The following is a 21503-nucleotide window of genomic DNA, read 5'->3' as shown; positions in this document are numbered from 1 at the left end:
CTAGCCCTCTTCTGTCGGTGCCGGAGTAGTGGAGGATGTTGGGGCGGCGCCCGCGGCGCTGTCGGATCCGGCGAGGGCGGACTCGGCCAGGGCGGCGGAGACGGAACCGGGGCGGTTGGCCGCAACCCAGCCGTCGGAGTTCCGCTGCTTGGCCAGGGTGACGGCGAGGGCGCCGGCCGGGACGTCCTGGCGGATGATCGCGCCGGCACCGCTGTAGGCGCCGTCGCCCACACGGACGGGAGCGACGAACACGGTGTTGGAACCGGTGCGCACACCCGAGCCGATCACCGTGCGGTGCTTCTTTTCGCCGTCGTAGTTGGCGGTGATGTTGCCGCAGCCGATGTTGGTGTCCTCGCCGATTTCCGCGTCTCCGGCGTAGCCGAGGTGGGACAGCTTGGAGCCGCGGCCGATCGTGACGTTCTTGGTTTCGTAGAACGCCCCGATCTTGCCGGTCTCGCCCAGGACGGTGCCGGGGCGCAGGTAGGTGAAGGGGCCCACGCTGGCGCGCGGACCGATCGTGGAGCCGGAGCCGTGGGTGCGGATCACCTTCGCGCCCGCCCCCACTGTGACGTCGGTCAGCGTGGTGTCCGGACCGACGACGGCGTCGCGCGCCACCGTGGTGGCACCGTGCAGCTGCGTGTTAGGCAGGAGGCGGACGTCCTCGTCGAGGCTCACCGTGGCGTCGATCCACGTCGTGGCGGGATCCACGACGGTCACGCCGGCGCGCATCCAGGCTTCGACGATGCGGCGGTTGTGTTCGGCTCCGAGCGCCGAGAGCTGGACTCGGTCGTTGGCGCCCTCGACCTGCCAGCGGTCTTCGGTGACGACGGCGGCGACGCGCCCGCCCGCGGCGCGGGCCAGGGCGAGGACGTCGGTGAGGTATTTCTCGCCCTGGACGTTGTCCGTGGTGACGTGGACCAGCGCGTCGCGCAGCACGGCGGCGTCGAAGGCGTAAATGCCGGAGTTGACCTCACGGATTTCGCGTTCGGTGCTGGTGGCGTCCTTGTGCTCGCGGATCCCTGTGACGGTCCCGTCCTCGGCGCGGAGGATGCGGCCGTAGCCGGTGGCGTCGTCGAGCACGGCGGTGAGGACGGTGACGGCGTTGCCCTCGGCCTCGTGCGTGGCGACGAGCTCGGCGAGGAGTCCGCCGGTGAGCAGCGGGACGTCGCCATACGTGACAACGGCTGTGCCGCTCAGCGGACCTTCGGCGTCGAGCGCATCGAGGGCTGCCAGAGCGGCCTCGACCGCGCGGCCGGTGCCGGGCACATCGTCCTGGTCCACGATCAGGGCTTGCGGATCGAGGGCGGCGACGTGGGCGGCGACGAGGTCGCGTTCATGCCGGACCACGAGGGCCAGTTCGCGGGGGTGGATACTGCGGGCCGCCTGCAGCGCGTGGCCGACCAGGGAGCGGCCGCCGATCTCATGGAGAATTTTTGGGGTACGGGATTTCATCCGGGTACCGGCCCCTGCAGCTAGGACAATCACGGCGGCTGGGCCAGTGTTCTCGGGGCTCACGTATTGGCTCTCCTTGCTTGGTTGCGCAGTGTGTCTCGCCAGTTCCGCCCATAGGACTCGAACCTATACTCCACGGCTCCAAAGGCCGGGGTGCTGCCATTACACCAGAGCGGATCGTGCCGGGCATGACCTGTGGCACGAGAACCAATTCTGCCACGAAGGTTGATGCTCGTGCGACTCAGCGCCGCGAGAAGGGCGGCGTGCGGTGCGGCCGGACGGTAGCGGGCGGTGCGGCCGGACTGTAGGGCATGGTGCGGGCCGGTGCGGGCCGGTGCGGGCCGGTACGGCCGGACGGTAGGGCATGATGGTGCCGTGAGCAAGAGTGCAGGCGCATCCGGCGGGGCGGACGGCGGTAGCCGCAGGCACGCGCGTGCCCCTCGCCACGTTGTCCGGCCCCGCATGACGGGCCTGCAGCGCCGCACGCAGTTGATCGGTATCGGCCGGGGGCTTTTCGCTCTCCGCGGCCTGGACGGCACCACCATCGACGAAATCGCCGCCTCCGCGGCGTCTCAAAACCGGTGATCTACGGGCACTTCGGCTCCAAAGAAGGCCTGTATGCGCAGGTGGTGGAATGTGAGTTCCACTTCCTGCTGGCCTCCATCAATGAAGCCCTGGCCGAGGACGCCAAGCCACGGGTCCTGCTAGAACGGGCCGCCGTGGCCCTGCTGACCTACATCGAGGACCGGACCGACGGCTTCCCCGTCCTCATGCGCGACGCGCCGACGTCCCATCCGGACGGCGCCTTCTCCACGCTGCTCTCGCAGGTGGCGGCCCGGGTGGAGCGCATCCTCGAGGGCGAGCTCGGCCGCCGCGGCTTCAGCCCCGCCGACGGCGCCATGTACGCCCAGATGCTCGTGGGAATGGTTGCGACCACCGGCCAGTGGTGGCAGGGCAGCCGCACGCCGGACAAACGCGAAGTCGCCGCGCACCTCGTGAACCTGGCATGGAATGGCCTGACCGGGCTGCAGAAGGATCCGGGGCTCCACAGCCAGAACTGAATCCCGGGGTGGTTGGGGCGCGGATGCTGCCGCGGGACATGCCCAGTGCTGGTCCCCAGGAATGGACATATCACCAACATGCCCATCACTTGCCCGCGCCGTGGGACATGTCCAGCGGGTTTTCAGCCCTCCAAGGGACATGCCCAGTGTTGGTCTGCGCCGTGGGACATGTCCTGTCGGTTTTCAGCCCTCCAAGGGACATGCCCAGTGTTCGTCTGCGCAGTGGGACATGTCCTGTGGCCATTCCAGCCCTCCGAGAAACTTCCGTAGTGGCCGCGTTGAGCCGCTTGAACTTCCTTGCAAGGGACATGCCCGGCGCTGGTCCCGAAAACTGGACATAACACCAATATGCCCATCACTGGCCCGCGCCGAGGAACATGTCCTGTCGGTTTTCAGCCCTCCAAGGGACATGCCCAGTGTTGGTCTGCGCAGCGCGACATGTCCTGTGGCCAATCCAACCCCCGAGGGACATTCGTAGCGAGCGCGCCGAGCCCGTTGATGCCCTGCAAAGGACTTGCCCGGTGCCGGTTCCGAAGACTGGACATAACACCAATATGCCCATCCTTGGCCCGCGCCGAGGAACATGTCGTGCCGAGGAACATGGCCAGCGGGTATTCACGCGCTCCGCGGGACATGCCCAGTGCCGGTTCCGAGGGACGGACATAACACCAATATGCCCATCTTTGGCCCGCGCCGAGGAACATGTCCTGTCGGTTTTCAGCCCTCCAAGGGACATGCCCATGCCTGGTCTGCCCCGTGGGGCATGTCCTGTGGGAGTCCCACGCTCAGAGGGACATGTCCAGCCGTGCCTAAACACACTGGGCATGTCCCGCGGCCGTCGGAGCCTACTCCCCCAGCACTTCCAGGGCCTCGAGCCATTCGAGTTCGAGGGCCTCGCGTTCGCCGGCGAGATCCCGGAGTTTCGCGTTGAGCTCGGCGAGCTGGTCGAACTTGCTGGCGTCCCCGGCCCCGGCCGTCATCTGGGCGTGGATCTTGTCTTCCTGCTGCTTAAGCTTGCCCAGCTGGCGGTCGATCCGGTTCTTGGCCTTGCGGGCGTCGCGCTTTTCGGCCTCGGAGGGGCCTGCTGCGGCAGGGGCAGCACCCCCGCCGGAGGCGGTGACCGGGTTCCCGCCGCCGGTGATCGTGGAGCCCGCGAGGGCGCCTTCCCGCAGTTCAAGGTACTGGTCGACGCCGCGCGGCAGGGCGCGGATCTTCCCGTCGCCCAGGAGCGCCATCTGGTGGTCCGTGACGCGCTCCAGCAGGTACCGGTCGTGGCTGACCACAACGAGGGTGCCGGGCCAGCCGTCAAGCACGTCTTCGACGGCGGCGAGCGTATCGGTATCGAGGTCGTTGGTGGGCTCGTCAAGCATCAACACGTTCGGTTCGCCCACGAGCAGGCGCAGGAGCTGCAGCCGACGGCGTTCGCCACCGGAGAGGTCCCTGACCGGGGTCCACTGCTTCTCGTTGGTGAAGCCAAGCTGCTCCACGAGCTGGCCGGCGGTGAATTCTTTGCCGCCGACATTGAAGGAGCGCTTTTCACGCTCGATCACTTCGATCACGCGCAGGTCCGAGACGTCGTCGAGTTCCTTGACCTCTTGGGTGAGGACCGCGGTGACCACGGTCTTGCCGCGCTTGACCTTCCCGGAGCTGGGCTGGATCTCGCCGTTGAGGAGCTTCAGCAAGGTGGTTTTGCCGGCGCCGTTGACGCCTACGAGGCCCAGCCGTTCACCCGGTGCAAGCCGCAGCGTGATGTTGTCGAAGAGCTTCTGCCCGGCGTCGCCGCCGAGGAAGTCCAGCGAGACGTTCTCGAGGTCCAGGACGTCCTTGCCGAGCCGGGCCGTGGCCATCTTGCTCAGCGCCGTCGAGTCGCGCGGCTCGGGGACGTCGGCGATCAAGGCGTTGGCTGCCTCGATCCGGAACTTGGGCTTGGCGGTGCGGGCCGGGGCACCGCGCCGGAGCCAGGCGAGCTCCTTCTTCACGAGCTGCTGGCGTTTGCTTTCCACCACGGAAGCGGAACGGTCACGTTCGGCGCGGGCCAGCACATATGCGGCGTAACCGCCGTCGAACGGGTCCATGATGCCGTCGTGGATTTCCCACGTCTTGGTGCAGACTTCGTCCAGGAACCAGCGGTCGTGGGTGACCACGAGGAAGGCGCCCTGGTTGGCCCGCCAGCGGGTCTTCAGGTGCCGGGACAGCCACGCGACGCCCTCGACGTCGAGGTGGTTGGTGGGCTCGTCGAGCATGATGACGTCGTGGTCCTCGATCAGCAGCTTGGCCAGCGCAACACGGCGCTTCTGCCCGCCGGAGAGCGCGTGGACGTTGGCGTGCCAGTCGACGTCGGACACGAGTCCGCCCATGACTTCGCGGATCTGGGGATTGCGGGCCCATTCATAGTCAGCCTGGTCCCCCACGATCGCAGCACCGACGGTGAGGTCGCCGTCGAGTACGTCGCTCTGGTCCAAATAACCGATGTTAACCTCGCTGCGCTTGGTCACCCGGCCGGAGTCCGGGGTGGAACGCATGGCCAGCAGCCGCATGAGGGTCGATTTGCCGTCGCCGTTGCGGCCCACCATCCCGATCCGGTCGCCCTCTTCAAGGCCGAGGGTAATGCCATCGAGGACGGTACGGGTTGCATACGAGACCGTGAGGTTCTCGCCGCCGAGCAGGTGTGCCACTGGGAACTGCTTTCTTAGGTGTATCGATGAGGTGGATCGGTGAAGTGACGCTGTTAAATGATGAGGTGCGGTGCGCCAAAAGCTCCTAAAGGAGCGTATCGGAGATGATGCGGGCCCCGTGCACCGGGCCGTGCACCGCCATGGCGTCGAAACTGTGGTGCCGGAGGTCTTTGGCCAGCCCCTCAGCCGCCGCCGGGTTGTGGGCAAGGAACGCCACCGTGGGCCCGGAGCCGGAGACGATTCCGGCGATCGCCCCCAGGGATTCACCGAGTCCGAGGGTGTCCCGGAGGCCCGGGGCGAGTTCGATCGAGGCGCGCTGCAGGTCGTTGACCAGGACTCGGCTCAGGGCGTCGGCGTCGCCGCCGCGCAGGGCCTGGAGGATCATCGGGTCCACGGCGGTGGGTTCCTCGATCACCGCGCCTTCGGCCACGCGCAGCCGGTCCAGGGCCTGGTAGACCTCCGGGGTGGGCAGGCCGAAGTCCGCCGTCACGAGTACCCAGTCGGTCTGGGCCTTGACGAGGGCGGGCGAGAGGTCGTCGCCCAAACCGAGCCCCACGGCCGTGCCGCCGAGCAGCGCGAAGGGGACGTCGGCTCCGAGTTCTGCGGCCAGGTGGGCCAACTCGTCGCGGGACAGGCCGCTGTTCCACAATGCGTCGCAGGCCAGCAAGGTGGCGGCGGCGTCGGCGGAACCGCCGCCCATGCCGCCGGCCACAGGCACCCGTTTCGTGATCTCCAGGTGGACACCGGTGGAGTGTTCGGAGACGTCCGCCATGATGGCCGCCGCCTTGTAGGCCAGGTTGCGGTGATCGAGCGGAATGTCCAAGCCGTCGAAGGTGCTGGCGTTACTGATGCTGACGGTGATCTCGCCGGTATCGGTGCTGGTGGCGGCAACTTCTTCGTAGAGTGAGACGGCCAGGTAGACGCTGGCAACCGAGTGGTAGCCGTCCGTCCGCAACGGTCCGACGTCCAGTGAGACGTTGACCTTGCCTGGAGCCTTGACTCGAACAGTCCTCGCGGCAAAGCGCTCTCTCACTGCGTTCATGGCTCCACGCTATGGCATTGCGGCCCGGGCTCCAAGCACGGAACCGCGCCCAGGGGAAGCCATGGGGACCTCACGACGACCTCAGGTGGCCGGCTGCTCGTGCGCTTCGGCGATTCTGGCGAACGCCGCAATGTCGATCACTTCACCGCGGGCGGTGGGGTCGATGCCGGCGGTCCGCAGGCAGCGTTCGGCCTCGGCGGCGCTGCCGGCCCAGCCGGCCAACGCGGCCCGGAGCGTCTTGCGGCGCTGCGCGAAGGCTGCGTCAATCACGGCGAAGACCTGTTCCCTGGTAGCAGTCGTGACGGGAGGTTCCCGGCGTGTGAAGGAGACGAGTCCGGAATGGATTTTGGGTGCGGGCCAGAAGACGTTCATGCCGATCACGCCGGCCTTGCGCATGCTGCTGTACCAGGCGGCCTTGACCGAAGGCACGCCGTAAGTCTTGGAACCGGGCCCTGCCGCGAGGCGGTCGGCGACTTCATCCTGGACCATGACCAGGCCGTGCTGCAGGCTCGGGAAGTGCTGCAGGAGGTGGAGCACCACGGGGACGGCGACGTTGTAGGGAAGATTCGCCACGAGTGCTGTCGGTTCGGCGGGAAGCTCGGTGACCCGCATGGCGTCGGCCAGGACGAGGTGGAAATTCCCGACCGCGTCCGGCCGCCACTGGCCCACCGTGGCCGGCAGGCGCCCGGCGAGGACCGGATCGATTTCGACGGCGACCACGCTGCGGGCGGCGTCCAGCAGGCCAAGGGTCAGCGACCCGAGCCCGGGACCAACTTCCAGGACTGTCTCATCGGCCCGGATGTCAGCGGTGTTCACGATCCGCCGGATGGTGTTGCCGTCGATGACGAAGTTCTGGCCGAGGGTCTTCGTGGGCCGCACGCCGATTTCCTCTGCCAGCCGGCGGATATCGGAGGCACCCATGAGCGGTGCGGGCGCCGCTCCGGGGAGGCTTTCGGGGGCGGAGGGGCTCGGTTCAGTCACCTAGGTATCCTATCCCGGCCCGGGTACGCCGCAGGCCGGGTCCGGAGGCAATCCGGACCCGGCCTGTGCGGTCCTTGGCTGTGGTCAGTAGCCGCGGAGTCGGGCGGTCAGTGGCCGGCTGCCAGCCGCCGGGCCGGCGAACTGTCTGGCCTACTGGACTTGCGCGTGCTAGCTGGAGGCGGCCCAGCCGCAGCCCCAGGGCTGCAGGCCCCGCTGGGCGTAGACGCGGTTGGCGACGGCGATCTGCTGGGCCTTGCTGGCCGCAGCGGCGTTCGGGGCGTAGGCGCCGCCGCCGGAGCTGAGCCAGGTCCCGACGTCGAACTGCAGGCCTCCGTAGTAGCCGTTGCCGGAGTTGATGGACCAGTTGCCGCCGGATTCGCACTGGGCGATCTTGTCCCACATGCCCTGGTTCATCATGGCGGGGGCGTCTGCACCGGTGTTGGCGGCAGGCTTGGGCTTTTCCTTGGTGCCGACAGTCACCTTTTCGGTGACGGGCTGGGTGCTGACGGTCTCGGACACCAGGGTCCGGGAGGCTTCGCGGCCGTCCACAAGGACCAGCTTGAAGCTCTTGCTGGTGGTGCCGGCAACGCCGGCCTGAGTGACCGTCTTCTCACCCTTGAACATGTCCGCGCTTTCGGTGGTGAGTGTTTCGAAGGCGACGGGCTCGGTGGTTTTGGCCGTCTTGCTGACGTCGACGCGGGAGACCTTGATCACCATGTCATTGACCACGGGTGCGTTCCCGGGCTGGGACACGCGGTCGCTGGCCCCGAGCGACAGCTTGGCGTCCTCAAGGACCTTGGCCACGGTGGCCGCCGTCGTGGTGGTCTTGGATGCCTTGCCGTCAGCGACGACGCTCACGGTCTTCGGCGTCGAGATGGAAACGAAGGAGCCGGAGACGGCGAGCTGGGCGTCCTTGGGCACGGAGAGCTGCGAGGCGCTGGCCACGCCGAGTTCGGTCACGAGCCCTTCAACGGTGGGCGAGGTAGTGGAGATGGTCCGTTCGGCGCCGTCCAGGCTGACCTTGACGGCCTTTGCGAGGTTGACGTTGATGACAGCCCCGTCCTGCACATGGGCGTCCATCGAGGGCGAAACCTTGTCGGATGGCTTGAGTTCAACCTTGGCACCCTTGACGACCTCCCCGACGGTTCCGCCGAAGGACTGGACGGAGCTGACTTTGCCATCCACGTTGAGTGTGATCGTCTTGTTATTGCCGACAAAGGCCACGAGGCCCAGCACCAGTGCCACCAGCACTACGAGCTGCGTGCCGACTTTGACGAAGCTGAACTTTCCGTCCGATGTGAAGAACTTGACCACAATTGCCCGAATCTCTTGGACCTTCCGGGCACGGGGATAAGTACACGTGACCACCCTTCGTGAGCGCGCCAACGGCGGCTCCGGATAATGTCCGGAGCGTCACGGAACATGCGTGCACTGCCTCACCCAAAACGAGAGCGCGCATGTGGTTCGTTTGCCACAATGCACGCCCTGCTGGAGTGAAATTGACCGTAGGCCTTCCCCGACCCCGGCTAATAGTTGACCACTGTAATCGAAGCGTTATAAAGGCGCCAAGAATTTGTGCATACCCGGTATCTGTTCTGGACGGCTGAAGAGGGTCGATTCAGTCCCAGGATCCGTACGCCCGCACCGTATTTGCGGCGATCTGGGCGCACAGCTCTGAAAGCTCCGAACCAGTCACATCGGCCATGGCCCGGACTGTATAGGGAACCATGTAGCTCGCGTTCGGGCGGCCGCGATGCGGGTGCGGGGTGAGGAAGGGCGCATCGGTCTCGACCAGGATCCGGCTCGGCTCTGCGATGGCCAGGGCTGAGCGCAGGTCCGCCGCGTTCTTGAACGTCACGGTTCCAGCGAAGGACATGTACCAGCCCTCCGCGTTGCAGGTCCGGGCGAGGGCCTCGTCGCCGGAGAAGCAGTGGAAGACCACCCGCTCCGGGGCGCCCTCTTCGTGCAATACCTGGACGACGTCGTCGTGGGCGTCGCGGTCGTGGATTTGCAGCGTCAGCCCGAGCCGTTTGGCAATGTCGATATGGCGGCGGAACGAATAGCGCTGGTGGGCCAGGCCCTCCCCCTCGGTCCGGAAGAAGTCGAGGCCGGTCTCGCCGATCGCCCGGACCCTCGGATGGGCTGCCAGGGCCTCGATCTCGGCCAGGGCGTCCTCCAGTCCGCCGCGCCGGGCGTAGCCGGGGGCATCGTTGGGGTGCAGGGCAACTGCACCAAGGAGCCGCGAATCAAGGTCGACGGCTTTGACCGTAAACCGGGACGATTCGAGGTCGCAGCCCACTTGTACCGCACCCTGGACACCTACCGCTGCGGCGGCGTCGAGGGCGTCCTTGACGCCCACCAAGAGCTCCGCGTCGGGAAAGTCCAGATGCGTGTGGTTGTCCATGACCGGCACGGGAAGCGGTTCCGGTGCGGGCGGATACCCGCTGCGTCCTGTACCGTCGTCTCCGGACGACCGGAACGGGACAGGTGTGAGGGGATTGAGCATTCATCCACCCTAACCGGCGCCGAGATTTCCCCGGTATCCTCTGTCAGGTCCGGCAGTTGTGTTAGTAGGCTGTTAGTACGCTGTTATTTCCCCGTTAGGAAACAGGCGAACGCCGCTGAGGGGTCCGGTGGCCGCTGGCGGTCAGTTCCGGGACCCACCAGGGCTGAAAGGCTGCCGATGGATTACCACCGCACTTCCGTAGACGACATCCTCCCCGAAGGACAGAGACTCCCGGGCAGCGCTGGCCTGGAACCAAACGGAGCCGGACACCGGTCCCCGGCGCCGGCTATGGACGCGGACGCCTTCCACTCAGCCAGCAACCGGATCCTTACGGCCATTAATACGGTCATCGACGGCAAGGCCGACGCGGCCAAGCTGGCGCTCACCGTGCTTCTCGCCCAGGGCCACCTGCTCTTGGAAGACGTCCCCGGGGTAGGCAAGACGCTGCTGGCCAAGACCCTGGCCCGCACCATCGACTGCTCCGTCAGCCGAATCCAGTTCACGCCGGACCTGCTCCCGTCCGACGTCACGGGCGTGTCCATCTACAACCAGGCGACCCGGACGTTCGAGTTCCGGCACGGCGCGGTGTTCGCCAATATCGTCATCGGGGACGAAATCAACCGCGCCTCGGCCAAGACCCAGTCAGCCCTGCTGGAGTGCATGGAGGAGCACCAGGTCACGGTGGACGGCACCTCCTACCGGCTGGATGAGCCGTTCATGGTGGTGGCGACGCAGAACCCTATCGAGATGGAGGGCACGTACCCGCTGCCGGAAGCGCAGCGGGACCGTTTCATGGCCCGGATTTCCATGGGCTACCCGGACCGTGAGTCCGAGATGGAGATGCTCGAGACCCACCAGGCATCCTCTCCGCTGGCCCGCGTGACGGCGGTGGTCACCGCGGCGGAAGTGGCCGCCATGATCGCGACGGTGCAGCAGGTCTACGTGTCCCGGTCCATCAAGGAGTACACGGTGGCCCTGGGCCGGGCCACGCGTGAAAGCGGGCTTCTCCGGCTCGGCGCCAGCCCGCGGTCCATGCTCCAGCTCCTGCGTGCGGCGAAGGCCACCGCCGCGCTGGAGGGCAGGGACTTCGTGCTGCCGGACGACGTCGTTAGCGTGGCCGAAGCGGTGCTCGCCCACCGGATCATCCTCGACCGCAAGGCGGCCAGCGCGGGCGAGACGCCGCAAAGCGTCATCCGGGCCATCATCGCCAAGATCCCCGTCACGCCGGAAGTGACGGCGTCAACCAACGGAAGCGGCCGCTCTGGCCGGAAGAAGGCCTCGGCCATGGCAGCGGCGCCGTCACCCAAACTGCCGAATCCGCGCTAGGGAATGGGTCCGCCGTGGCGTTGAGGGATCGGTTGCCCGGGCACTTCTTCAGCACCCGCGGCTGGGGCCTGCTTGGCGCGGGCGCGCTGTCCCTGCTGGCCGCGCAGATCATGGGACGCCGGGACCTGCTGGCGCTGGCCGTACTGCTGCTGGTCCTGCCCGTGCTGGGGCTGGCCGGAACCCGCGTCCTGAAGCCGAGGTTCCAGGTCTACCGCGAATTCAGCCCGTCGCCGGTCGAAACGTCCGCGCGCACCACGGTGCGGCTGGCCGTCGCGCGGACCGGGCCCGGGGCGGGCCACGCGATGATGGAGGAACACTTGCCGGCCCGGTTCGGCGAATCCCCCGTCTTCAGATTCCCGGCACGTTCTGCCGCGGCCGGCACCAGCCGCTATGAGTACCACCTTCGCTCGCCCCGGCGGGGCCAGTTCCTGATAGGGCCCGTGACGGCTGAGTTCAGCGACCCCTTCGGGCTGTCCTTCCACCGTCACGCGATTGACGACGGCGACCTCCTCACCGTGACTCCCGCCGCCGTGGAACTCCCCGAGACGGGCCTCGCAGGCGCCCGCGGACACGACGGCGTCACACCCACGCGGGCCCGGGCCAATCCCAGCGACGACGACGTCATGACGCGCGAATACCGCCACGGCGATCCGCTGCGCCGGGTGCACTGGGCCGCGACCGCCCGCCATGGGTCCCTCATGGTGCGGCAGGAGGAGTCCGTCACCACGCCCGAGGCGACCATCATCCTGGATCAGCGCCTCTCGGCTTATCCCCACGGCGTGTTTGGCCACAGCGCCCTGTCCTCGGGCGGCCACTCGGGCAGCGGGGAGGGGGACGGCCATGATTTGCTGACCTGCGACGCCTTCGAGTGGGCTGTCACGGCGGCAATGTCGATCGGCGCGCACCTCGCGGAACGCAACTACTCGCTGCGGTTCCTGGACACCGCCGGTGCGCCCGCCTTCCGGAATTCGCCGTCCGCTCCGGATCCGGAAGCCGAGGCCTACACCGGAACGGCCGGACTGCAGTCCATCGCGGAAAGCCTGGCCGCCATCCAACTCTCCGGCCCCCACCACCCGCACCATCACGCCCAACAGCACCGTGATCGCGCCCCGCAACCCCGCCCGCGGGAGGCGGCGGCGGGAGCCCCGCAGGTCTTCGACGACGCCCTGATGGACAAGCTGTCCGCCCACCGGCTGCGCGGACCGGTCCTGGCGATCCTGGGCAACCTGTCCCAGGCGGAGGCCCGGGCGCTGTCACCGGCGGCCGGGTTCGGCGCGAACGCCTTCGCGCTGCTGGTCATGGACCACGCACAGGATTCCGGTGAGATGCCCGAGGTACTGGAGGCGTTGCGGCTGGGCGGATGGCGGGCCGTGGCAGTAACTGCAAGGAGCTCGCTGCCGGACGCATGGGCAGCCTTTGACCAGGCAGACCCGGCGATGTCCGCTGCGGCCGACGTCCGCCGAGGCGTGGGGGGCCGGCCATGACACTCGCACCGCACCGCAGCTCCGGATCTGGCACCGGCACGGCCGGCAAGGAAGAACCGACAGTCCTGTCCCCCGGCGCGGCATCCCGGCCGGACGGACCCGGCGCCCAGCCCTGGGTGATGGGTACCGCCGTCGCGGTGGCAGTCGCGGGAGCCGCCCTCGGCTTCAACGGCGTCTTGCGTGGGTGGGCCTGGTACTCCCCGGTCTTCAGCACGGTTCTCTCCGTCGCGTTCTCCATGGCAATGCTCCGGTCGTTGCGGGCCCGGACATGGCTCGTCGCTGCCGGCGGCCTGGTGGCGCTCATAGTGGCCCTGACCTTCATCTTCTTCCGGCAGCACAGCATTGCAGGGTTCATCCCGTCCCCGGAGACCATGAACTACCTGGGGAAGTTCCTCCGGCGGGCCAGCGATACCGTCCTGGCCGAGAGCACCCCGGTGGCCCCCAACGCCGGCATCGTCATGCTGATCTGCGCGGTCCTCGGGCTGCTGGTGATCCTCATCGATGCCCTGGCGTTCCCGCTGGCACTGCCGGCGACAAGCGGGCTGGGGATCCTGGCAATCCTCGTGGTGCCGGCCATGGTCAAGCCGCAAAGCGTGGGAGTGCTGGGGTTCGTGGGCGCCGCCGTCGGGTATCTGTTGATTCTCGGGTGCAGCCATTGGTTCACGCCGGATGCCCGCGCCCTGGCCGATACCGCCCGGAACCCCGGGCAGCTCCGGCGCGGAGCGATCACGGCCGCCGCGGCGCTGACCGTCACGCTGCTGCTGCAGCCTGTCATCCCGGGTTTCGAGCAGGGCACGTTCCCGCAGGGCTCGCGGCTGAACCCCTTCGGCGGCGCCACCGGCCTGAATCCGATGATCAGCCTGGGCAACAGCCTGCGCAGCCCCTCTGGCGAGGGCCGGATCACCTTCGCCACGAACTCGCCGACGACGCCGTACCTGCGTTCGGTGACGGTGGACAGCTTCGACGGCGATTCCTGGGCACCAGATGACCGGGAGTCCACCCGGCAGCCCGGGACCGGCAGGATCGAGTCCGGGCTGGATAGGGCCCCGACAGAGCTCCGCGTGATCACTGCCGTCAACACTGGCCAGTACACGAGCCCGTACCTGCCCGCGCCGTATGCGCCGGAAGCCGTCAACGGCCTCACGGGGCGCTGGAGCTGGGATCCTGCCACGCTGAGCATCAAGGGGATCGACACCAACTCCCGCGACCAGCAGTACCTGGTCACGTCCGTCACCCCGCAGCTCACGGCGGCGCTGTTGGCGGGGGCCTCCGAACCGGTGCGGGGGGTTCCGGAGCAGTTCCTGCGGCAACCGTCGAACGTTCCGGAGGTTGTGAGCAGCACGGCCAAGACCGTGACGGCCGGAGCCGCCTCGCCGTATGCGAAGGCCATGGCCATCCAGCGGTACCTGCGCTCCACCGAATTCAGCTACTCCCTGCAGTCCCCGGTGCAGGGCGGCTACGACGGCAACGGCCTGTCCGTACTGGCGGACTTCCTGAACCAAAAGAGCGGCTACTGCATTCATTTCGCCTCTGCCATGGCCGTGATGGCCAGGCTGGAGGGCATTCCCAGCAGGATCGCCGTGGGCTACGCGCCAGGTCGCCCCACCGGGGCCACGGTGGCGGTCTCGGGCCAGGGTCCGCTTCCGGAGTTCGAGGTCGATGCGCGGGACGCCCATGCCTGGCCGGAACTCTATTTCCAGGGCGTCGGCTGGGTCGCGTTTGAGCCGACGCCGTCCCGCGGCCTCGTTCCGGCCTACGCCACGGATGCCTCCCTGCCCAGCGGCGCCAGCACCAACGAACGCAACGACGCCCTGACCCCCGGGGACGGTTCCACGCAAGCCCCGGTTCCGGTCCCCGGCACGGTTCCGCTGCCCGGCGCCGGGACGCCGGCGCCCGGGGACGCGCGAGCGGTACAGGCACTGTACGGCGTTGGTGCGGTGCTGCTGCTGGCGCTGCTGCTGGCTTCCCCGCGACTGGTGCGCAGCGGCGTGCGGCGCCGCAGGCTGAGGAGCGCGGCGCGCGGCTATCCGGGCGCCACTGCCGGGCTGGCTTTACCGGCCTGGGCTGAACTGCGGGACCTGGCCACGGACTACGGCGTGGCCCCAGGAGCGAGCGAGACGCCGCGGCATTTCTCGGAGCGGTTGCGCGCCTCGGCAGCGTTGGGGGAACCCGGCGGCGCGGATGGGCCCGGGCATCGGGCAGCGGCGGCCCTGACCGAGGACTTTGAACGTGAGCAATACGGCCGGCCGGGGGGCGCCGCCGGACCGGCACAGAGCGCAGAGACCGCAGACTCCGAAGATCTTGTCGACTCCGCCGCGGCCAGGATCGCCCTGGTTCAGGCCTCGCTGCGGGCCAACGCGAGGCCCGTGGTGCGGCTGCGCGCGGTCTGGCTGCCGCCGTCTGTCATGTCCGGCTGGCGACGGGCCCTCCCGGCGCCCCGCCGGTTCCTCACCCGGACAGCACAACGCACCCGGCGGGGACTCGCGGAATCCTGGGGGAAGATCCGCAACTCTGTCCGCCGGGTGCGCCGTGGCTAGGTTGTGTGGCTAGGTTGTGTGCTTAGCCGGCGTACGGGTCGGCGATGCCGATGTACTGGGTGTAGAGGTATTCCTCGATGCCCTCGAGGCCGCCTTCGCGGCCCAGGCCGGACTGCTTGACGCCGCCGAACGGGGCGGCAGCGTTGGAGACCACGCCGGCGTTCAGGCCCAGCATGCCGGTCTCGAGGCGTTCGCCCATCCGGATGCCGCGGTTCAGGTCCCGGGTGAAGACGTAGGCCACCAGGCCGTATTCGGTGTTGTTCGCGAGCCGGACGGCCTCGTCCTCGGTGCCGAAGGTGATGATCGGGGCGACGGGTCCGAAGATTTCCTCGGACAGGATCCGGGTGCCCTCGGTGACGCCGGTAAGGATGGTGGGCTGGTAGAAGTAGCCCGGTCCCTCGACGGCGGAACCGCCGGTCACCGCGACCGCGCCGGCGGCGACGGCGTCGGTGACGAGCTCGTGGACCTTGTCCCGGCTCTTGGCATCGATCAGCGGGCCCACCTTGGACTCGGCCTCTGTGCCCCGGGCGGTGGTCATGTCCGCCATCTTCGCGGCGAACTTCTGCGCGAACTCCTGGGCGACGGACTCGTGCACGATGAACCGGTTCGCGGCGGTGCAGGCCTCGCCCATGTTCCGCAGCTTCGCCAGCATCGCCCCGGCCACGGCGGCGTCGACGTCGGCGTCCTCGAACACCACGAACGGGGCGTTCCCGCCGAGCTCCATCGAGGTCCGCAGCACCGTCCCGGAGGCATCCGCGAGCAGCCGGCGGCCGACCTCGGTGGAGCCGGTGAAGGACAGCTTCCGCAGCCGGGAGTCCTTGATCAGCGGACCGGTCGTGGCACCGGCGGTGGAGGTCGGGATGACGTTCAGGACACCGGCGGGCAGCCCGGCCTCGACCATCACGGCCGCGAACAGCTGCGAGGTCAGCGGGGTCAGGTTCGCGGACTTGAGCACCATGGTGCAGCCGGCGGCCACGGCCGGGGCAATCTTCCGGGTCGCCATGGCAAGGGGGAAGTTCCACGGCGTGATCAAAAGGCACGGGCCCACCGGCTTCTTGGTCACCAGCAGCCGGGATTTGCCGTCCGGGGACACCGAGTACCGGCCGAACGCGCGGACGGCTTCCTCGGAGAACCAGCGCAGGAACTCCGCACCGTAGGTCACCTCACCGCGGGCCTCGGCCAACGGCTTGCCCATCTCCAGGGTCATCAGCAGCGCGAAGTCCTCCGCGCGGGCCGTGACCATCTCGAAGGCGCGGCGCAGGATCTCGCCGCGTTCCCGGGGCGGGACCTTCGCCCAGGACTCCTGCGCGGCCGCGGCCGCGTCCAGGGCCGCCTTTCCGTCCTCGGGACCGGCGTCGGCAATGCTGAGCAGGACCTTCCCGGTGGCGGGGTCCTCCACGTCGAAGGTCTTCCCGGACGCGGCCGGACGCCACTCGCCGTTGATCAGCAGGCCCGTCGGAACGGACGCCAGCAGGGCGCTCTCCCGCTCGGCGGAAACAGTAGGCTGGGCAGTTACAGTCACAATGACTCCCTCGTCAGCAATTCGGTTGGCCCGAGTTTCTTGGCACTAGATTGTTTGAATTAGTTTTTGGTTTCGGCGCACGTTCCCGCAGGCAGGCCCGGGCGTCTGGATTACTGCCACGGTACTGCTGCGCTCACGGGCAAGTCTATGCATGGGCGCACTACCCGATCCAGAATATGCTGTGCAGCTGCACAACCGATTCCTGGCACCCGTGGGCCGGATCGGGCTGGGCGGCGCAGCTCACAGCCGCCCGGAGCACACCGCGTCTGTCACCGTGCGGCGAGGACCGCGGCATAGAGTTCGCGCTTGCTGACTTTTGCGTCATCGGCCACTGCGGACACGGCCTCCTTCAACCGGATGCCTTGCGCTATCAGCCCGTTGACGGCAGCCACGTGGTCCTCGGGACGGCCTGGTTCGCGTTCAGGAGCACCGCCCACTACGACAGCGATTTCGCCGCGCACCTCGTTGGTCTCGGCCCATTCGAGCAGCTCACGCAGGGTGCCGCGGATGACTTCTTCGTAGGTCTTGGTGAGTTCCCGGCACACCGCGGCCCGGCGGTCGGCGCCGAAGCTTTCGCGCAGGGCCCGCAGCATGGGTTCGAGCCGGTGCGGCGCCTCGAAAAACACCATGGTGCGCCGCTCGGCGTCGAGCTCCGCCAGCCGCGAGGAGCGTTCACCCGCCTTGCGGGGCAGGAATCCCTCAAAGCAAAAGCGGTCCGTCGGCAGGCCGGAGAGCGCCAGTGCGGTCAGCACGGCGGACGGTCCCGGCGCCGCGGTGACGGTGAGGCCGGCCGCTACAGCGCCTTCAACCAGCCGGAACCCCGGGTCCGAGACGGAGGGCATGCCGGCGTCGGTCACCATGACCAAGGTCTTGCCGGCCCGGACCTGGTCCAGCAGGTCGGCAGTCTTGGCAGCCTCATTGTGCTCGTGATAGCTGATGATCCGGCCGGCCACGGTGATGCCAAGGTTCTGCACGAGGCGGTGCAGCCTCCGGGTGTCCTCCGCGGCGACGATGTCCGCCGTTGTCAGCAGCTCCACGAGCCGCGCCGAGGCATCTCCGGCGTTCCCGATCGGCGTCGCGGCGAGGACGATCCTGCCGGGTCCGCCAGCGGCGGGAACACCAGCGGCCGGAACGACGGCGACGGCCTCGTCTTCGAGAGGAGGTTCGAGGGGAGGAAGGGGGGAGGTGCTGGGTTCGTGGTCCACAGGACCAGCCTACTGCCGCCCGGGCGCAGCCCTGCGAGCACAGCTGCGAAAGGTAGCATGGGCAACGTGACCCAGACCCCCACGCGGCCGCCCGAGGCTGGCCCCGCATCGCCGACAACAGGCCGGAGCAGCGCCAACGGCAGAACAGGCGCGCGGGCCGGGAGCCGCTTCCGCACGGGCCGCAACCTGGAGGGACACCGCTGGATCGGCCGCCCCGCCGAGGCCAGCACGCCAGAGGCCCTCAGGGAACGCCTGATCGGCAGCATCCAGAGCTGGCGGGACTACCCGGCGTCGCTTCGGCTCTGGTACTGGCTCATTCCGGTTCTCGCGGCCGCGCTGGGCGGCGTCCTGCGGTTCGTCCGGCTGGACACGCCCCGCAACCTGGTCTTTGACGAAACCTACTATGTCAAGGACGCCTATTCATTCCTGGTCAGCGGTTACGAGCGCAGCTGGCCAGACCGGGCGAACGACGCCTTCATCGCCGGCAATCCCGGCGTGTTGCTGAACACGCCTGAGTATGTGGTCCACCCGCCGGTCGGCAAATGGATGATCGCTGCGGGCATGTGGCTGTTCGGGGCGGACAATCCCTTCGGCTGGCGGTTCGGAGCTGCCCTGACAGGGACACTGTCCATCCTCCTGCTGGCCCTGATCGCGCAAAAACTCTTCCGCTCGCTGACCCTGGGCGCTGTTGCCGGCGTCCTGCTGGCCGTGGACGGCCACCACCTCGTCATGTCCCGGACCTCGCTGCTGGACATCTTCCTCATGTTCTGGATCCTTGCCGCGTTCGGCGCCCTGCTGATGGACCGCGACGACGGCCGGCGGCGGCTGGCAGCCCGGCTCGGCCGGCAGGCCGCGGCCTCTGCCACGAGGCGCCTCTCGGCGCTTCAGCTCACCTCCGGACCCTGGCTCGGCATCCGGTGGTGGCGCCTCGCCGCGGGAGTCTGCCTGGGCCTGGCGGTCGGCACGAAATGGTCTGCCCTGTTCTTTCTGGCCGGATTTGGCCTGCTGACCGTCTTCTGGGACCTCAGCGCGCGGCGCATAGCCGGCGTGCATGCCTGGATCAGCGGCGGCATCCTCAAGGACGGCGTCCCGGCCTTCCTCAGCATCGTTCCGGTGGCCGCCGTGGTCTACGGCGCCACGTGGACCGGCTGGTTCCGGTCCACTGACGCCTACTTCAGGCACTGGGCCGAGACCAACCCCTCGGCCGAGTGGGGCTGGCTGCCGAACGCCGTACGGTCCCTTGGGCATTACCACCTTGAGGCCTACAAGTTCCATCAGGGCCTGAGCTCGGACCACCCGTACGAGGCCAGCGCCTGGAGCTGGCTGGTCATGGGCCGGCCCACTTCCTTCTTCTACGAATCCCCCAAGCAGGGCAGCCCGGGGTGCGACTTCAGCAACTGCACCACCGCCATCCTCTCCGTGGGCAACCCGCTGATCTGGTGGAGCGCGGCCGTGAGCCTGGGCGTCCTGCTGTTCTGGTGGGCGGGACGCCGGGACTGGCGCGCCGGCGCGGTCCTGGCTGGCGTGGCCGCGGGGTATCTCCCCTGGTTCCTGTACCCGGAGCGGACCACCTTCTTCTTCTACGCCGTCTCCTTTGAACCGTTCCTGGTGCTGGCGCTGGTCTATTGCCTGGGCCTGGTGCTCGGCCAGCGCAGCGACCCCCTCTGGCGCCGGCGATCCGGGTTCTACCTGGTGGCCCTGTTCGTGGTGGCGGCCGTGCTGGTGTCCGCGTTCTTCTACCCCGTCTGGACCGCCGAGGTGATCCCCTACCAGCAGTGGCGCATCCGGATGTGGATGCCGTCCTGGATCTAGGGCAGGATTGCAGGGGAAGTCCGCCGCACTCCGGGCGGACCAGGAATGGAGACTCGGCCGTGAGAGAAGCAAGCACCGGACTGCTCGTGGAGCTGGACCCGGAGTCCAACGTGACGGACCTGCTCCTGGAGCAGCACGCGAAGGACCCCGTGCACGCCCTTTACTCCCGCAAGGGCCCCGGCGGCTGGACCGATGTCTCCGTCCAGCACTTCCTGGACCAGGTCACTGCCCTGGCCAAAGGCCTGATTGCCGGCGGACTCGCCCCGGGCGAAACTGTCGCTGTCATGTCCGCCACCCGGTATGAGTGGACGGTGGTTGACTTCGCCATCTGGTTCGCCGGCGGCGTCACCGTCCCGATCTATGAGACCTCCTCCGCGGCCCAGGTCGAGTGGATCCTGCACGACTCGGGAGCCCGGCGGGTGTTCGTCGAGGACCAAGCCAGGGCCGCCGTCGTCCAAGGCGTTTTGGACGCCTCCACCGTCCTCGGCGACCGGCTTGTCGCCGTCGTGCGGATGGAGCACGACGGCGCGGCACCGAACCTGGCGAGCCTGGCCGCCGCCGGCACCGGGGTGACCGACGCCGAGCTCGAACGCCACCGGAGCGCCGCGTCCTTGGCGGACGTTGCGTCCCTGGTCTACACCTCGGGCACCACCGGCAAGCCCAAGGGCTGCGAGATCACCCACGCCAACTTTGCCCTGGTCGCCAAGAACACGATCCTCTTCCTGCCCGAGCTCCTCCTGCAGCCGCGCTCCCGGACGCTGATGTTCCTGCCCCTGGCGCACGTTTTGGCCCGGGCGGTGCAGGTCATCTGCCTGAGCTCCGGCACCACCCTCGGCCACACCGCAAACGCCAAGGAGCTCCTGGACGACCTGTCCAGCTTCAAACCCACCTTCCTGCTGGTGGTCCCCCGGATCTTCGAAAAGGTCTATGCCGGGGCCGCGCAAAAGGCTGCCGCCGCCGGCAAGGAGCGCATCTTCACGGCGGCAGCGGCGGCCGCGGTCCGCTACTCCAAGGCACTGGACGCCGCCTCCCGGGGCAACGGCACGGGACCGGGGATCTTCCTGCGTGCCCGGCACGCAGTCTTCGACCGGCTGGTGTACCCCAAGCTCCGGCAGGCCTTCGGCGGCCAGCTGCGCTACACCGTCTCCGGCGCCAGCCCGCTGAGCTCCAACGACGCCCATTTCTTCCGCGGCGCGGGCATCCCCGTCCTTGAAGGCTACGGCCTGACCGAAACCACAGCGCCGTGCACGGCCAACACCCCTGCCCGGACCAAGGTGGGCACAGTCGGCATCCCGGTGCCGGGCACCACGATCCGGGTAGCCGACGACGGCGAGATCCTGGTCAAGGGCATCGGCGTCTTCAAGGGCTACCACGCCAACGAGGCCGCCAACGCGGAAGCGTTCGTGGACGGTTTCTTCCGGACCGGCGACCTCGGCTCCCTGGACGAGGACGGCTTCCTGACCATCACGGGCCGGAAGAAGGACCTGCTGGTCACGGCCGGCGGCAAGAATGTGGCCCCGGGTCCGCTCGAGGAGAAGATCCGCGAGCACCAACTGGTGGGACAGGCCGTGGTCGTAGGCGACGGCCGGCCGTTTGTCTCGGCATTGGTCAACCTGGACCCGGAAGGACTGCGCAACTGGTGCGCCGCCCGGAACGTGCCCGTCATGGCTCCGGCCGAAGCCGCCGCCAACGAGGGCATCCGGGCCTCGATCCAGGCCGCCGTCGATGAGGCGAACCTCCTGGTCTCCAAGGCTGAGTCGATCCGCAGCTTCGTCATCCTGGACGCCGACTTCACCGTGGAGTCAGGGCACCTGACGCCCTCGCTCAAACTCAAGCGGGCCGCCGTCGTGCGGGATTACGCGGAGCATATCAACCGCATCTACGGCTGAACCCCAAGGGC

13 protein-coding genes, 1 tRNA gene and 1 pseudogene are annotated in these 21503 nt (G+C 68.3%); 6 read left to right on the top strand and 9 right to left on the bottom strand.

Going from position 1 to position 21503, the window contains the following annotated elements:
* Together glmU and ACFRJ8_RS10400 are read right to left on the bottom strand one after the other, a co-directional pair.
* Positions 1-1515, bottom strand: coding sequence for a bifunctional UDP-N-acetylglucosamine diphosphorylase/glucosamine-1-phosphate N-acetyltransferase GlmU (gene glmU / locus ACFRJ8_RS10405; RefSeq protein WP_377986026.1), 1515 nt, complete (start codon positions 1513-1515; stop codon positions 1-3).
* A gap of 42 nt (positions 1516-1557) precedes the next feature.
* Positions 1558-1629: transfer RNA gene (locus tag ACFRJ8_RS10400), tRNA-Gln, on the bottom strand.
* A 285-nt stretch (positions 1630-1914) separates the two neighbouring features.
* Here ACFRJ8_RS10400 and ACFRJ8_RS10395 point away from each other — a divergent pair.
* Positions 1915-2513 (top strand): annotated as a pseudogene (locus ACFRJ8_RS10395) (TetR/AcrR family transcriptional regulator).
* An 845-nt stretch (positions 2514-3358) separates the two neighbouring features.
* Here ACFRJ8_RS10395 and ACFRJ8_RS10390 read toward each other — a convergent pair.
* The 5 genes from ACFRJ8_RS10390 to ACFRJ8_RS10370 all read right to left on the bottom strand — a co-directional run bounded on the left by ACFRJ8_RS10390 (position 3359) and on the right by ACFRJ8_RS10370 (position 9717).
* Positions 3359-5188: an ABC-F family ATP-binding cassette domain-containing protein gene (locus ACFRJ8_RS10390; protein WP_377986025.1), complete on the bottom strand. Its 1830-nt coding sequence runs from the start codon at positions 5186-5188 to the stop codon at positions 3359-3361.
* Between the two features lie 85 nt (positions 5189-5273).
* Positions 5274-6230: a 4-(cytidine 5'-diphospho)-2-C-methyl-D-erythritol kinase gene (locus ACFRJ8_RS10385; protein WP_377986024.1), complete on the bottom strand. Its 957-nt coding sequence runs from the start codon at positions 6228-6230 to the stop codon at positions 5274-5276.
* An 81-nt stretch (positions 6231-6311) separates the two neighbouring features.
* Positions 6312-7211 carry a 16S rRNA (adenine(1518)-N(6)/adenine(1519)-N(6))-dimethyltransferase RsmA gene (gene rsmA, locus ACFRJ8_RS10380; RefSeq protein ID WP_377986023.1) on the bottom strand — a complete coding sequence of 300 codons (900 nt, stop codon included), beginning with the start codon at positions 7209-7211 and terminating at the stop codon, positions 6312-6314.
* A gap of 168 nt (positions 7212-7379) precedes the next feature.
* A complete protein-coding gene (locus ACFRJ8_RS10375) occupies positions 7380-8525 on the bottom strand; it encodes a transglycosylase family protein (protein ID WP_377986022.1) in 1146 nt (381 codons plus the stop codon).
* A gap of 304 nt (positions 8526-8829) precedes the next feature.
* A complete protein-coding gene (locus ACFRJ8_RS10370) occupies positions 8830-9717 on the bottom strand; it encodes a TatD family hydrolase (protein WP_377986021.1) in 888 nt (295 codons plus the stop codon).
* Positions 9718-9894: 177 nt separating this feature from the next.
* Here ACFRJ8_RS10370 and ACFRJ8_RS10365 point away from each other — a divergent pair, with 177 nt between their 5' ends.
* From ACFRJ8_RS10365 to ACFRJ8_RS10355, 3 genes are read left to right on the top strand one after another with little or no spacing between them, the layout of a single operon-like run.
* Positions 9895-11043: an AAA family ATPase gene (locus ACFRJ8_RS10365; protein WP_377986020.1), complete on the top strand. Its 1149-nt coding sequence runs from the start codon at positions 9895-9897 to the stop codon at positions 11041-11043.
* Positions 11044-11057: 14 nt separating this feature from the next.
* Entirely contained in the window at positions 11058-12527 is a 1470-nt protein-coding gene (locus tag ACFRJ8_RS10360) for a DUF58 domain-containing protein (protein ID WP_377986019.1), read from the top strand.
* Positions 12524-15064: a DUF3488 and DUF4129 domain-containing transglutaminase family protein gene (locus ACFRJ8_RS10355; RefSeq protein WP_377986018.1), complete on the top strand. Its 2541-nt coding sequence runs from the start codon at positions 12524-12526 to the stop codon at positions 15062-15064. Before ACFRJ8_RS10360 ends, ACFRJ8_RS10355 begins: the two co-directional genes overlap by 4 nt.
* Before the next feature lie 22 nt (positions 15065-15086).
* Here the strand turns inward: ACFRJ8_RS10355 and ACFRJ8_RS10350 are convergent, their stop codons facing one another.
* Both ACFRJ8_RS10350 and rsmI read right to left on the bottom strand, forming a co-directional pair.
* Complete coding sequence (locus ACFRJ8_RS10350; protein WP_377986017.1) at positions 15087-16586, bottom strand: NAD-dependent succinate-semialdehyde dehydrogenase; 1500 nt, start codon at positions 16584-16586, stop codon at positions 15087-15089.
* 269 nt (positions 16587-16855) lie between these two features.
* Entirely contained in the window at positions 16856-17677 is an 822-nt protein-coding gene (gene rsmI / locus ACFRJ8_RS10345; RefSeq protein WP_277526236.1) for a 16S rRNA (cytidine(1402)-2'-O)-methyltransferase, read from the bottom strand.
* A 171-nt stretch (positions 17678-17848) separates the two neighbouring features.
* Between rsmI and ACFRJ8_RS10340 the strand changes: the two genes are divergently transcribed.
* Positions 17849-19603, top strand: coding sequence for a dolichyl-phosphate-mannose--protein mannosyltransferase (locus ACFRJ8_RS10340; protein ID WP_377986016.1), 1755 nt, complete (start codon positions 17849-17851; stop codon positions 19601-19603).
* Between the two features lie 59 nt (positions 19604-19662).
* Entirely contained in the window at positions 19663-21492 is a 1830-nt protein-coding gene (locus tag ACFRJ8_RS10335) for an AMP-dependent synthetase/ligase (protein WP_377986015.1), read from the top strand.
* Positions 21493-21503: the final 11 nt, after the last annotated feature.

Origin of the sequence: Arthrobacter sp. NPDC056886, from assembly GCF_042788715.1 — a bacterium.
In the GTDB taxonomy this organism is placed as follows: Bacteria; Actinomycetota; Actinomycetes; order Actinomycetales; family Micrococcaceae; genus Arthrobacter.
The sequence above is the reverse complement of the archived record's forward strand: the minus strand, read 5'-3'. Positions and strand labels throughout refer to the sequence as shown.